14 protein-coding genes are annotated in these 14116 nt (G+C 46.1%); 9 read left to right on the top strand and 5 right to left on the bottom strand.

Going from position 1 to position 14116, the window contains the following annotated elements; translation table 11 throughout:
* Positions 1-25: 25 nt before the first annotated feature.
* From remB to dnaA, 5 genes are all read right to left on the bottom strand, one after another.
* On the bottom strand, positions 26-316 hold the full coding sequence (gene remB / locus CEG13_RS09845) for an extracellular matrix regulator RemB (RefSeq protein ID WP_100011707.1): 291 nt from the start codon (positions 314-316) through the stop codon (positions 26-28).
* 17 nt (positions 317-333) lie between these two features.
* The gene (gene recF, locus CEG13_RS09840) at positions 334-1446 is read right to left on the bottom strand and encodes a DNA replication/repair protein RecF (protein ID WP_100011706.1); all 1113 of its coding nucleotides are present in this window, start codon (positions 1444-1446) and stop codon (positions 334-336) included.
* Between the two features lie 3 nt (positions 1447-1449).
* Complete coding sequence (gene yaaA / locus CEG13_RS09835; RefSeq protein WP_100011705.1) at positions 1450-1671, bottom strand: S4 domain-containing protein YaaA; 222 nt, start codon at positions 1669-1671, stop codon at positions 1450-1452.
* Positions 1672-1949: 278 nt separating this feature from the next.
* Positions 1950-3086, bottom strand: coding sequence for a DNA polymerase III subunit beta (dnaN, locus tag CEG13_RS09830; protein ID WP_100011704.1), 1137 nt, complete (start codon positions 3084-3086; stop codon positions 1950-1952).
* Positions 3087-3450: 364 nt separating this feature from the next.
* On the bottom strand, positions 3451-4797 hold the full coding sequence (gene dnaA / locus CEG13_RS09825) for a chromosomal replication initiator protein DnaA (RefSeq protein ID WP_100011703.1): 1347 nt from the start codon (positions 4795-4797) through the stop codon (positions 3451-3453).
* An 801-nt stretch (positions 4798-5598) separates the two neighbouring features.
* Between dnaA and rpmH the strand changes: the two genes are divergently transcribed.
* The 9 genes from rpmH to noc all read left to right on the top strand — a co-directional run bounded on the left by rpmH (position 5599) and on the right by noc (position 14067).
* Positions 5599-5733 carry a 50S ribosomal protein L34 gene (gene rpmH, locus CEG13_RS09820; protein ID WP_077616212.1) on the top strand — a complete coding sequence of 45 codons (135 nt, stop codon included), beginning with the start codon at positions 5599-5601 and terminating at the stop codon, positions 5731-5733.
* Positions 5734-6301: 568 nt separating this feature from the next.
* Positions 6302-6664: a ribonuclease P protein component gene (rnpA, locus tag CEG13_RS09815; RefSeq protein ID WP_100011702.1), complete on the top strand. Its 363-nt coding sequence runs from the start codon at positions 6302-6304 to the stop codon at positions 6662-6664.
* A 160-nt stretch (positions 6665-6824) separates the two neighbouring features.
* A complete protein-coding gene (spoIIIJ, locus tag CEG13_RS09810; protein ID WP_100011701.1) occupies positions 6825-7613 on the top strand; it encodes a YidC family membrane integrase SpoIIIJ in 789 nt (262 codons plus the stop codon).
* Positions 7610-8224 (top strand): RNA-binding cell elongation regulator Jag/EloR, encoded by a 615-nt coding sequence (gene jag / locus CEG13_RS09805; protein ID WP_100011700.1) that lies wholly within the window; start codon positions 7610-7612, stop codon positions 8222-8224. The genes spoIIIJ and jag overlap by 4 nt, the downstream gene beginning before the upstream one ends.
* Before the next feature lie 96 nt (positions 8225-8320).
* Positions 8321-8536 carry a YozQ family protein gene (locus tag CEG13_RS09800; RefSeq protein ID WP_239984618.1) on the top strand — a complete coding sequence of 72 codons (216 nt, stop codon included), beginning with the start codon at positions 8321-8323 and terminating at the stop codon, positions 8534-8536.
* 186 nt (positions 8537-8722) lie between these two features.
* Complete coding sequence (mnmE, locus tag CEG13_RS09795) at positions 8723-10099, top strand: tRNA uridine-5-carboxymethylaminomethyl(34) synthesis GTPase MnmE (RefSeq protein WP_100011698.1); 1377 nt, start codon at positions 8723-8725, stop codon at positions 10097-10099.
* A gap of 26 nt (positions 10100-10125) precedes the next feature.
* Positions 10126-12012: a tRNA uridine-5-carboxymethylaminomethyl(34) synthesis enzyme MnmG gene (mnmG, locus tag CEG13_RS09790; RefSeq protein WP_100011697.1), complete on the top strand. Its 1887-nt coding sequence runs from the start codon at positions 10126-10128 to the stop codon at positions 12010-12012.
* Positions 12013-12075: 63 nt separating this feature from the next.
* A complete protein-coding gene (gene rsmG, locus CEG13_RS09785; RefSeq protein WP_100011696.1) occupies positions 12076-12792 on the top strand; it encodes a 16S rRNA (guanine(527)-N(7))-methyltransferase RsmG in 717 nt (238 codons plus the stop codon).
* Between the two features lie 405 nt (positions 12793-13197).
* A complete protein-coding gene (gene noc, locus CEG13_RS09780; RefSeq protein ID WP_100011695.1) occupies positions 13198-14067 on the top strand; it encodes a nucleoid occlusion protein in 870 nt (289 codons plus the stop codon).
* Positions 14068-14116 lie beyond the last annotated feature (49 nt).

Here is a 14116-nt window from a genome sequence, read left to right as displayed (position 1 = left end):
TCATTTCTTCATACTCGCTTTGTCTTTATTCCAGTTCTTCCGTCAGCTCATCGGAAAAATCATCCATTTTGCTGATGGTGGAAATCATGCTTGCCCGTTTTTTCAATGTGTTCACGGAAAGGGTGCTGTAATAAATATTGCCGGTGGTGATCATCACCGATTTCGCATCGCGTGTCGGGCCGAATACTTTTTTCTCATTTTTTGCTCGTACCATCATTTCTTCCATGATGGTGGACGAAGAAATCAAATGATAATCAACAATCGCAATGACCTCTTCGGATTGGATGACATGATCATTGCCGATATGAATAAACATGGAGGATGCCTCCTTGATTAGGAATCTATGGTTCCGTCCCGAACATGGAACATTTCCGCCCCGTTCAGGATCTCATGATCGATCCCGTCCACACTGGTGGTCGAGACAAAGGTCTGAACTTTTCCCTGAATCGTATTTAATAAATGGGACCGGCGAAAATCATCCAATTCGCTCAGCACATCATCCAAAAGCAGAATCGGGTATTCACCGACCTCATGATAGATCAGCTCGAGCTCGGCCAGCTTCACCGACAAGGCGGTGGTGCGCTGCTGTCCCTGGGATCCGAATGTCTGTACATCTTTTTGATTCACGAAAAATGTAAGATCATCACGATGGGGGCCGATCATTGTTGTGCCCCGGTCGATTTCCTTTTCCTGGATCTCCCAGAATTTATTGGCATAGATGTCTTCTATTTTTTCCTTATTTGCCTCTTCTGATACTTCAATACTCGCCTGATAGCTGATTTCCAGCTTTTCTAATCCGCGGCTGATGCCTTCGTGGACCGGACCTGCCCATTTGCGGAGCAAGTCCAAAAAAACAAACCGCCTTTCCAGTAAGGAAGCGGCATGTTCCACCAGCTGATCGGTCAGCACCTGCAGCATGGTTGTATCCTGCGTCTGCCTGTGAGCCAATTGTTTTAATAAATGATTTCGCTGCCTGAGTATTTTCTGATACTGCCCGAGATGATATATATAACGCGGCTGGATCTGTCCGAGCTCCATATCAATGAACCGGCGGCGGATCTGCGGCGGCCCTTTGACAAGCGTGAGATCCTCCGGGGCGAACATCACAACATTCAGTGCACCGATATAGTCACTGAGCCGTCTTTGCTCCAGATGGTTCAGTCTGGCTTTTTTCCCTTTGCCGGAAATGGTTATCTCCAGCGGCAGCGTCTGCCCGCGTTTGCGGATCCGGCCTTCCGCTTTCGCAAATTCCTCGTCCCAGCGGATCAGTTCTTTTTCCCGCGGGGTGCGGTGGGACTTGGAGAAGGCCAATACATAGATCGCTTCCATCAGATTGGTCTTCCCTTGGGCATTTTCGCCGACGATCACATTAATTTTGTCATCAAAAGCAATATCCAGTTCCCGGTAATTGCGGTAATTTTTTAATCTGAGCTGTTCAATATGCATGCATCAAGCCTCTTTTGTCACAAGGTAGGATCCGGCCTCCGCGATTTCCACCACATCTCCGGGATAGAGTTTTCTGCCGCGCCGGTGCTCCCGTTCGCCATTTACCAGCACACCCTCATCTTGGAGAAATGCCTTAACCATGCCCCCGGACTCCAAAATATTGATCAGCTTGACGAATTGTCCCAGCGGAATATATTCCGTCTGGATTTCGATGGATTCATGCAATCTTCTCACCAAGTTTCATTCGGTATTTAGCCATTGATTTTTAAGCTTGATTCGTAAAATAACTTCATATACCTATTTTACTAAAGATTTCTCTTAAAGGGAAGGTTAACCCCTTAAAAACTAAAAAAAACGCTCATTATGTGTTTAAAAATGATTTTACGGGGGCTGTACAATGAATTATTTTCTCGGCAATCCGCAAATGCCTTATATTTACATTCTTTCCAGCCGAAAAGAAAAGCCCTTATCCGCTTAAGATAAGAGCTTCGTTTTTAGCTATTTTAATAGGTTCTTACCGGCAGGATCAGCTGCAGCACAGGGTCTCCGTCAGCCGGCCGGATAATGAACGGGCGCATTGCACCGGTGAAATCGATTTTTACTTCGTCATATTCAATGGCCCGAAGTGCATCCATCATGTATTTGGAGCTGAAGGAGATTTTCAGATCTTCTCCTTCCAAAGATGAGATAGCGACATCCTCGGTAACTGTGCCAACTTCCGGGGAATTCCCGGTAATTTCCACGACCTGATTTTCCTGTGTCGTGAGGCGAACCACATTATTGCGTTCGTCTTTGGCAAGCAGGGATGCCCGGTCGATCGTGCTCAGCAATTCCTTTGTTTTCACATGGAGCACAGTTTTGCTCTGCTCAGGGATCAAGCGAGATGTTTCCGGATAATTTCCGTCCAGGAGGCGGGAGAGGAACTGAATCCGTTTTGTCCGGAACAAGATCTGATTATTGGTGACATTGATCTCCACTTTATCCTCTGTATCAGCAAGAATTTTGTTCAGCTCGCTGAGACTTTTTCCCGGCACGACTACACCGGTAAATGATGTATTTTCTGCCTCGACTGGAACTTCCCTGGAGGCCAGACGGTGGCTGTCTGTTGCGGTAAAGGTAAGTTTGTTGTCGTCGAGTTTAAGGTGAACCCCTGTCAATATCGGCCGTGTTTCCATCGTGGAGACGGCAAACCCCGTCTGCTTAATCATGCTTTTCAGCAAATCGCCAGGCATCTCAAAACTGTCTTCGGTCTGCAGTCTTGGAAGCTGTGGATATTCTTCCGCATCCAGGCCGTTCAGGCTGAACTTCGCTTTTCCTGAACGAATCGTGATCTGGGACTGATCATCGGCTTCAATTTCCACGGTTTTCTCTGGCAGTTTGCGGACAATGTCGGGAAAATATTTTGCCTGCAGAACGATGCTTCCCGGTTCAATCTGTTCAATGTGGACCATTTCATTTTCCTCTGCCGGAATGTAGGATTCTATCGAAATATCAGAATCACTTCCAGTCAGAGTAATACCATCCGGTTTTGCTTCTATTTTCATTCCGGAAAGTATGGGAATCACGGTGCGAGACGAGATGGCCTTCATGACATCCTGGACACTTGCAATTAACTGATCACGCTGAATGATAAATTTCATGGAAAAATCCTCCTAGGGATGTTCTATTATATATTATTTTTTTATAAAAAAAGATCATAATAAAAGTAATAAGGCCTGTGACTATGTGGATAAGCAGGTTAAATCAAATATCTCACTGAGTTATCAACTGTGGACAAGTTGTTCATAAGGGTGCATCGTTTTACACACTGTGCACAAGCTATGTGCCTCGGCTAGCTCCAGGGCTAAAGCTGGGTAGACTTCCTTCACCTTCGTACGATAAGTCAACATCGGCTGGAAGTTTAAGAAAAGCCGACTAAAACCGGCCTCCCGCGCCACCGCTGATCCACCTGGCGTGGCCAGGCGCAGTCCATACGTCGCTAATCGGGCGCTTCCGCTTTTGGGATTAAAAAGATTTCAGCTGTTCCTTAATATCTTCCACTTCCCGGTTCAAGGATGTGTCATTTTCCAGCATTCTGGCTATTTTTTCATGGGCATGGATGACCGTTGTGTGGTCGCGTCCGCCAAATTCCTGTCCGATCTTCGGCAGCGAAAAATCGGTCAGTTCCCTGGATAGATACATCGCAATCTGGCGCGGGAAAGCGATTGATTTGGTGCGTTTTTTCGCCAGGAAATCTTCCAGCCGGATATTATATTTTTGCCCGACGGCTTCCTGGATGCCATTGATCGTAATCATTTTCGGCTTGCTGCTTGGGATGATGTCCTTTAGAGCATCCGCAGCAAGTGATGCATCAATATCCTGATTCACCAGGGATGAGTAGGCAACGACACGGATCAGGGCACCTTCCAGTTCGCGGATATTCGTATCAATTTGATTGGCAATGTAGAGCATCACCTCATTGGGAATATCCAGTCCTTCCGCTTTGGCTTTTTTCGACAAAATCGCAATCCGTGTTTCCAGATCAGGCGGCGTAATATCAGTAATCAATCCCCATTCAAAGCGCGAACGAAGCCGCTCTTCCAATGTCGGAATTTCCTTGGGCGGCCGGTCACTGGAGATGATGATCTGCTTGCTTTCCTCGTGCAGGGTATTAAAGGTATGGAAAAATTCCTCTTGGGTCGATTCTTTTCCGGCAATAAACTGAATATCATCGATTAACAGCACATCGACGCTGCGGTATTTATTACGGAAGCTGCTCGTTTTGTTGTCCATAATCGCATTGATGAATTCATTGGTAAATTTTTCGGATGTCATGTAGACAACCTTTGCACTTGGATTATGCTCCATCACATAATGACCGATCGCGTGCATCAGATGGGTTTTGCCAAGACCAACGCCACCATAAATAAATAATGGATTGTAAGCTTTGGCGGGCGCCTCGGCAACAGCCAGAGAGGCAGCATGGGCAAAACGGTTTCCCGCGCCAATGACAAAGGTGTCAAATGTATATTTTGAATTAAGCATGGATTTCGGTGTATCCTCCGATTCATTTCCATTCGGCTGTGGTTTCGGTACTGGTGCGGTTTCTTCCACTTGCGGCGCCGTATCCGGAATAATAAATTTCGTAGCCAAGCGGGTCCCGGTAATTTCCTCGAGCGTGTCTGATATCAGGTTGGTATACTGATTTTCCAGCCAGTCACGGGCGAATTCGTTGGGGGCGGAAATAATCAGGGTAGTATCCCTTAATTCTTCCGCCTGGGTGTTTTTCAGCCAAGTATCAAAGCTGGGCTTGCTGATTTTTTCTTCTATTTTTTCCAGGGTTGCCACCCATAGTTCGTGAATATTTTCCAAGCGGTTCTCCTCCTTTCGATTTAATATAAGGCTCTTAATTTGGCCCGCAGCCCGAAATATAGAATTAACTAAAAGTCTTTTCTGAAACAGTCTGTATAAAAAACCAAATAATCCTCCTGATCAGGACAGAAAAAGCCTCTCCCGGTGTCTGGGCTGATGGAAAGGCTTGGGATGACTATACATGATGATAGGCAGGCTGAATACAAGCGCTGCCGTCTAGTTTTGTGGAACTGTCCTTTTAATGATGCTGTGGACAGGAAATAATGGAATATGTAAGGGTCTCGTTGATTTATCCTTGATATGCACATTCCTGTTGATAAGTTTATTCATGGATCTGTGAACAAGTATCCACAGATTATCCACAAATTGTGGGTAACTTTTCTTTCTCTGTTAGAATCCACAAGTGTTAAACACAATAATAATACCAAAATAAAGTAAGCGATGCAATGGTTTTTCGACACTTATCCACAAAAACCCATCCTTGTCTATAAATTTTACCAACAGCCATAGAATTTGTGCGTATCTTGTCGACGGATGATGTGGATAGAAAATTTTTGTCGTTTTTTGCTGAACAGAGGGGTGTGGATAACGGGCTGGTGGGGAAAAGCATGGTTCACGTGTTATAGTACAGAGATGAATGGAACATAATGCTGAAGATGATTCTAAAACGAGTAGATCCAGAGGAAAAACGAAAAGGATGTTGACAGCGAGGGGAGATTTTACGTATAATTACTAAGACTGTCTAGGGTATGGACGAAACATTACGTTAGATAAGGATTGCCCTTAGGGAGGTGCAGGAAAATGAAACGAACGTATCAACCAAATAACCGGAAACGTAAAAAGGTACACGGCTTCCGTGCCCGTATGAGCACAAAAAATGGCCGTAAAGTACTTGCGCGCCGCCGCCGTAAAGGTAGAAAAGTATTGTCTGCATAGGCCACTGACTGTCAGTGGTCTTTTCTGCTTTAATAGAAAGGCTGTTATTTGAAAATATTTATAAACTGTGACGTATATGATCGCCGCTGCGGAAATATACTACGCTTTCCGCGGGTGGCTGGTGAGCCCCCTTGTGCTATCGCACTGCGGGGTCTCACCGAGGCCATTCCTCCCAGGAGTCTCCGTATATTTCCTCCGCTGACTGATGTGGTTTTTGACTCTAATCCTGTTTAAATCAACTACCACCCTTGATAGTGATTTCTGTTGCAGGCAGTGGCTTTCCCGCAGGAGTCGACTGCCGTCAGCTCCAATCAACCACCAACAGAGTGGGAGCTATTTGGTTGCTTTTAAAAAGCACACCGTTAGCGGAGGAAATACCCCGAGACTCCTGCGGGATGAAAAGCATAGGCGAGACCCCGCAGCGCGACAGCGCGAGGAGGCTCGGCAGCTTCCCGCGGAAAGCGAGGGGTATTTCCGGAGCGGTGGATTACGTCGCTGTTTCTATCAACTATGAATAACAAAATTTATAAATTGAGATGTACATAGAAAAACAAGGTGATTTATCGGCATGAAAAAAGCATTTCGGATAAAAAAGAATGAGGAATTTCAGGCGGCATTTAAGCATGGCAAGTCATTTGCCAACAGGCAGCTTGTGATTTATTATGTTAAAAAGCCGGACCAGGAACATATCCGGGTCGGTCTGTCGGTCGGGAAAAAAATTGGAAACGCTGTTACCAGAAACCGGATCAAGCGCTATCTGCGCCAGGCATTTCAGGAGATGGAGGCTCAGATCCGGGAAGAATATGACATTGTGATCATCGCGAGGAAGCCAACCAAAGACATGGGACAAGAGGAAATCAGAAAAAGTCTGAACCATTTGCTGTACAAAGAGTGCCTGCTGAAAAACAATCAGAGAAAATCACGACATTAAGATAGAATCTTTTAGGCAAGTAGGTTAAAATAGCCTGTAGTTATTGATTGATGGAAAGAAACTGATGCAAAAGGCGAGATCAATTTCTAACAGCATTCATGTAAAACACTGCTAATGCTTTTTAGGATAGTCAGTTTTCTTTAATTTAGGAGGAACGACATTGCGAAAAAAATATATACTGCTGCTCACCCTGATGGGGATGGTGGCATTGCTTTCCGGCTGTATGCAAATTGAACAGCCAATCACTTCAGAAAGTGAAGGGATATGGAATACGATCTTCGTTTATCCATTGTCTTGGCTGATTGCGTTCTTTGCTGATTTGTTTGTGGAAGGCTACGGATTAGCAATTATTATTGTTACTATTCTTATCCGGCTTGTGCTCTTGCCATTAAACGTCAAACAGCTGAAAAGCTCCCGAGCCATGCAGGAAATTCAGCCAGAGTTGAAAGAGCTCCAGAAAAAATACAGTTCCAAAGATGCCAATAGCCAGCAAAAGCTGCAGCAGGAAACGATGGCTCTATTCCAGAAAAATGGCGTTAATCCGCTTGCAGGCTGTCTGCCGATTATTGTGCAGATGCCGATACTGATTGCCATGTACCATGCAATTATGCGGACTGAGGCGATTCAGACCCACAGCTTTCTATGGTTTGAATTAGGAGCACCGGATCCATATTTCATTCTGCCATTGTTAACTGCATTTTTCACATTCCTGCAGTCCAAACTAATGATGGCGAACAACCGCGGCATGTCACAAAACCCGCAAATGCAGGCACAGATGACGATTATGCTGTGGGTAATGCCGATTATGATTGGTGTTTTTGCATTTATCATGCCAGCTGCCCTGGCAGTATACTGGATTGTCGGTAACATCTTTATGATTGCTCAGACATTGTTAATCAATAAACCAATGATGACTGCAAATCCAGCTAATGGAGGAGACAAAAAGTGAGAGAAGTAACTGCGAGTGGACAAACTGTTGAAGAAGCGGTCCAGTCAGCACTAGAGCAGTTAAACACCACGAGGGACCAAGCCGAAATTGAAGTCATTGATGAGGGGAAGAAAGGACTCTTAGGTGTTTTTGGCACCAAGCAAGCCGTTGTAAAAGCGGTGAAGATCAGCAGCCCGGTGGAAAAAACCGCGACCTTCCTTGAAGATGTGGTCAAAAAGATGAATGTTGAGGCAATGGTAAAAACCACCGTCACAGACAATCATGTCACCTATGAACTGAGCGGAGAAAACATCGCCATTTTGATCGGAAAGCGGGGCCAGACGCTGAATGCACTGCAATATATTGTGCATCTTGCACTGAATAAAAATCAGGATCAGTTTTATTCGGTAACCGTCGATGCAGAAGGATATCGCCAGCGCCGGAAAGAAACCCTGGAGTCCCTTGCCGTAAAAATGGCGGAAAAAGCCGAGACTCTGAACAAAAAAGTGGCACTCGAGCCGATGCCGGCATTTGAACGGAAAATTATTCATAATGCGCTGCAGCAAAAAGCCGTAAAGACTTATTCTGCCGGCGATGAGCCGCATCGCCATATTGTAATTCAACCATCATAGTAGTATGAAAGAAAACCTCGGGCCATCCGAGGTTTTTTTGTATTCTCTTTTGGTAAAAGGAAAACCTAAGCGTAAATGAAAGGAGGCCTGGTCGAATTGGATCATAAACATCGGAAAAATGCCGGGAAAAAGTACGATCCTGCAGAAGAAAGACAGGATGAACTGACACAAGGAACAGAAACCACGCATGAACAGGTAGAAGATGGCTATATGGAAGGAACAATTGACGGAAAAATTGACAGTTTGGACGAACAAGGTGAGTTGAAAAGCCATGACGGGAAAGAAATCCCCAGAAAGGGCCATCCCCGTTAACCTTGATTCACGCAAACAAAACCGCTTATTCACATGTGGATAAACGGTTTTTTCTTTTTGTTATAGAAACTTTTGTGGATAAGTTTCTTTTTTAGGCAAAATATGCTATTCTAGTTTGTTAGTGGCGATAAAATAAATTCGTTGTTGATATAGATGGAAATTAGAAAAAGAATGGAGGTGCAGATGATGGAGACAGACACAATTACTGCGATATCGACGCCAACCGGGGAAGGGGCGATTTCGATTGTCCGGCTGAGCGGGTCTGAGGCGATCCAAGTGGCGGCTGCCCTGTTTAAGGGGAAAAACTTACACCAGGTGGATTCTCATACGATGCATTACGGGAAAATCATCGACCCGGACACAGCGGAAGCGGCTGAGGAAGTAATGGTTTCCGTCATGCGTGCGCCAAGAACGTTTACCCGGGAAGATGTCGTGGAGATCAATTGCCATGGAGGCATGGTGGCGGTCAACCGCGTGCTGGAGATCGTACTCAGCCAGGGACCGAGACTGGCCGAGCCGGGAGAGTTCACGAAGCGCGCTTTCCTGAATGGGCGGATTGATTTGTCCCAGGCCGAGGCAGTGATGGATCTAATCCGGGCAAAAACGGACAAAGCGATGTCTGTTGCGCTCAAGCAGATGGATGGGCGCTTGTCCGGAATGATCCAGAAATACCGCCAGTCGCTGCTGGAGACAGTCGCCCATGTCGAGGTAAACATTGACTATCCGGAATATGATGATGTCGAGGAAATGTCGCATGAAATGATGCGTGTGAAAACGAAGGAAGTTCATGCGGAAATCGAGGAACTGCTGCAGGTAGCCAAACAGGGGAAAATTCTCCGGGAAGGGCTCGCCACGGCGATAATCGGCCGTCCGAATGTCGGAAAGTCTTCCCTGATGAATACGCTGGTGCAGGAAAACAAGGCGATTGTGACCGAAGTGCCCGGCACCACCCGGGACATTATTGAGGAATATGTCAATGTGCGCGGGGTGCCGCTCCGCCTGGTTGATACGGCAGGGATCCGCGAAACTGAAGATATTGTCGAAAAAATCGGGGTGGAGCGTTCCCGCCAGGTACTCAAGGATGCCGATTTGATTTTATTTGTGCTGAATAATAATGATGCACTAACCGAAGAGGATGAAAAGCTCTTTGAAGCAATTCAGGGGCTTGAATATATCGTGATTGTAAATAAAACCGATCTGGAACAAAAACTGGACCTCGAACGTGTCCATGAACTGGCAGAAGGAAAGCCCGTGCTGACGACTTCCTTAATTGAAGAGAAAGGGGTCGATGAACTGGAAACCGCTATTGCGGAAACCTTCTTTGCCGGAGACATCGACACGGGGGATTTAACCTATGTGTCCAATGTCCGGCATATCCAGCTTCTCAGGCAGGCAAAACAGGCCTTGGAAGATGCGATGGAAGGCATTGAAATGGGCATGCCGATGGATATTGTCCAGATTGATGTCACAAGAACTTGGGAATTTTTAGGAGAGATCATTGGCGATACGGCGAGTGACAGCCTGATTGATCAGCTATTTTCCCAATTCTGCTTAGGTAAATAAAAATAGTAAAGAAAGGATGAACAGCTATGACGTATCATGCCGGCCATTATGATGTGATCGTAATTGGGGCAGGGCATGCCGGCGTGGAGGCAGGTCTTGCCTCTGCACGGATGGGTGCAAAAACCCTGATGCTCAGCCTCAATCTTGATATGGTCGCCTTTATGCCATGCAACCCGTCGATCGGCGGCCCGGCAAAGGGAATCGTCGTCAGGGAAATTGATGCCCTAGGCGGGGAAATGGCTAAAGTGATTGACCGGAACTATATTCAAATGCGCATGCTCAATACCGGAAAAGGCCCAGCTGTGCAGGCACTGCGCGCACAAGCCGATAAACCGATGTATATAAAAGATATGAAGCAAATTCTTGAAGACCAGGAAAATCTAACACTCCGTCAGGGCATGGTCAATGAACTGATCGTGGAGGATGAGGTCGTAAAAGGCGTTATCACCGAAACCAAAGCAGCCTATTCGGCGGAAACCGTGATCGTTACGACCGGTACATTCATGCGCGGCAAAGTGCTGATGGGCGATCTGGAATACGAAAGCGGTCCGAATAACCAGCGTGCTTCGATTAAGCTGTCGGAAAACCTGGAGGAACTCGGATTTGAGCTAACCCGTTTTAAAACAGGCACACCGCCAAGGGTGAACAGTCATACCATTGACTATTCTAAAACGGAAATTCAGCCGGGGGATGATGAGCCGCAGCATTTTTCCTATGAAACGACGGAGGGAATCACCGAGCAAATTCCTTGCTGGCTGACTTATACGAATGAATTTACCCATGAAGTGATTCAGGATAATCTGCAGTTGTCTGCGATGTACTCGGGAATGAAGCGGGGGACCGGTCCACGTTACTGCCCGTCGATTGAGGATAAAATTGTTCGGTTTAACGACAAGCCGCGACATCAGATTTTCCTGGAGCCTGAGGGCCGAGATACCGAGGAAGTTTATGTACAGGGATTATCCACCTCTCTGCCGGAATCTGTGCAGCATGAGATGGTAAAACGTGTCCCTGGCCTGGAAAACGCAGAAATTATGCGCGCCGGTTATGCGATTGAATATGATGCTGTTGTGCCGACCCAACTGTGGCCGACGCTGGAGACGAAAAAAATCTCTGGACTGTTTACGGCTGGCCAGATTAATGGCACATCCGGCTATGAGGAAGCGGCGGCACAAGGGATTATGTCCGGCATCAACGCCGCGGCCAAAGTACTTGGCAGAGATCCCGTTATTTTGGACCGCTCGCAGGCCTATATCGGCGTGCTGATAGATGACCTGGTGACTAAAGGTACAAATGAGCCATATCGTCTGCTCACATCCCGTGCCGAATACCGCCTGCTGCTTCGTCATGACAATGCCGATATGCGTCTGACGGAAATCGGCCATGGGCTTGGCTTGATACCCGAAGCGCGCTATGAGAAATTTGTTGAGAAAAAGCGGCTTGTAGAAGAAGAGAAAAAACGTTTAGGCAAAATCGTGGTGAAACCGTCCGAAGCTGTCAATGAAATCATGACAGAGGCAAGCGGCGCACCGCTGAAAGAAGCGGTCAAAGCCTACGATCTGCTTAAACGTCCCGAGTTGACTTATGTCCATGTGGACCGGATGATTGAATCTGCAGAAAACCTGCCTGAAGATGTAAAAGAACAGGTAGGTATCCAGATCAAATACGAAGGGTATATTAAAAAAGCGAACGACCAAGTGGCTCGCATGCTGAAAATGGAAGACAAGAAGATTCCTGAGGACATTGATTATGACCAAATCAGCGGTATAGCCACAGAAGCGATTGAAAAACTGAAGAAAGTGCGCCCGCTTTCAGTAGGGCAGGCATCCCGGATATCCGGCGTCAACCCTGCGGACGTATCGATTCTGCTTGTCTATATCGAACAAGGCAACATCGCACGGGTAGCCAATTAAGTTCAGGAAGATCATCTGATAGCAGGTGATCTTTTTGAACCTACATAAGGAGTTTATGATCCAATGAATCCGGAAAATTTCAGAGCAGCATTAAAGGAACAGGGAATTGACTTGACTGAACAGCAAATGGAGCAGTTTGCTGTCTATTTTCAAACCCTGGTGGAATGGAACGAAAAGATGAATCTCACCGCATTGACCGCGAAAGAAGATGTTTATCTGAAGCATTTTTATGATTCGGTGTCTGCTGCATTTTATTATGATTTTTCCAAGGGCGGACAGATCTGTGATGTCGGTGCCGGCGCGGGCTTTCCCAGCATTCCGCTGAAAATATGCTATCCGCAGCTAAAGGTAACGATTGTCGACTCCCTGAAAAAGCGGATTGGTTTTTTGAACCACTTGGCCACACAACTTGGACTTGAGGATGTGGCATTTTATCATGACCGGGCAGAGAACTTCGGAAAGAATGCTTCCTTTCGGGAAACGTATGATATTGTCACAGCCAGGGCTGTCGCGCGAATGTCGGTTTTGAGCGAATTATGTCTTCCTTTGACGAAAAAGGATGGCGTATTTATTGCCATGAAAGGTGCACAGGCGGAAGAAGAGTTGAAAACGGCCTCTTCTGCACTGGAAATACTGGGAGGAAAAGCGGAATCCATTCATACGTTTGCTTTGCCACAGGAGGAAAGCGAGCGGTCGGTGATACTGATTCGCAAAAAACGCAAGACCCCGAAGAAATATCCGAGAAAAGCAGGAACGCCTAATAAGGAGCCGTTGGAGTAAGTGTCTTTTGTGATGAGAGGTTGTTTTTAATCCTTGAGGGTGATGAAAAATGCGACAAAACCAGCCGCCCGCGGAAAGCGTAGCGTATTTCCGGAGCGGTGGGTTATGTCGCAGTCTATAGATTTCGTGATAGGAAAAATCTATTTATAGAAAGACTAAAAATGTCCGAAAGACAGCTTCCTTCTAAAAATCTTTTAAACTATAAACTACTTTTATTCTGCTTTTTGTGATAAAATATAGGAAGAAACGGAAACGGCCCCTGGGTGCGCGCAGCAGTTTTTCTGTTGCGGCGTTTTTTTCGTATATCATACATCTCTTGCCAATGTTTCACGTGAAACATTGCAATTATTTACATGATAAACCTACATAAACAGTGAGTTTGAAGATAAAGGTGGTGTCGATAAGGTGAGTCCTTTTAATCGAATTTTTGGGTTGGGAGAAAAAGATAAATCCGACGCAGCAGAAGCGGAGGAAGAAACTTTCCATCCGGATGAAGTGATTCAGCTTTCTGTTGATAAAATTGAACCAAACCGGTACCAGCCACGTTCGATTTTTAGTGAAGAGAAAATCAAAGAACTGGCGCAAACGATCAATACCCATGGCATGATCCAGCCGATTGTCGTCCGAAAAATGAACACAGAAGGGGAGCAATATGAGCTGATTGCCGGGGAGCGCAGATGGCGGGCTGTGAAATTCCTCGAATGGGAAGCCGTCCCTGCGATTATCCGTGATATGACTGATGCAGAGACAGCTTCGGTTGCTTTAATTGAAAATCTGCAACGGGAAGAACTGACGGTCATTGAAGAAGCGAGTGCCTATGCCCGGCTGCTGGAGATTCATTCCCTTACACAGGAGGCATTGGCGCAGCGTTTAGGCAAAAATCAATCCACCATTGCTAATAAATTGCGTTTGCTGAAACTGCCGGAAGAAGTACAGCAGGCATTGCTGAATAAAGAGATCACCGAACGCCATGCCCGTGCGTTGATTAAATTGAGTGACCCGGAGAAACAGACAAAGCTTCTCCAAGCTATTTTGGAACAGGACTTGAATGTAAAGCAAACCGAAGAGCGAATCAGCAAAATGGAACAGCCAAACGAGGCGCCGAAAAAGCAGCGCCCGAAGCTAAAAGGTTTTAATAAGGATGTCCGCATTGCGATGAATACCATCCGTCAGTCACTCTCCATGGTCTCTGACACGGGAGTTGATGTCGAATCCGATGAGCAGGAACTCGATGATTACTATCAAATTACGATCAAAATACCGAAGAAGAAATAATATCATCATAACATCTTAGAATACTTACTTGACAGTTTTAACTGCAATC

This window comes from Lentibacillus sediminis (assembly GCF_002763455.1).
GTDB lineage: Bacteria > Bacillota > Bacilli > Bacillales > Amphibacillaceae > Lentibacillus_D > Lentibacillus_D sediminis_A.
This window is presented reverse-complemented; position numbering and strand designations above follow the sequence as displayed.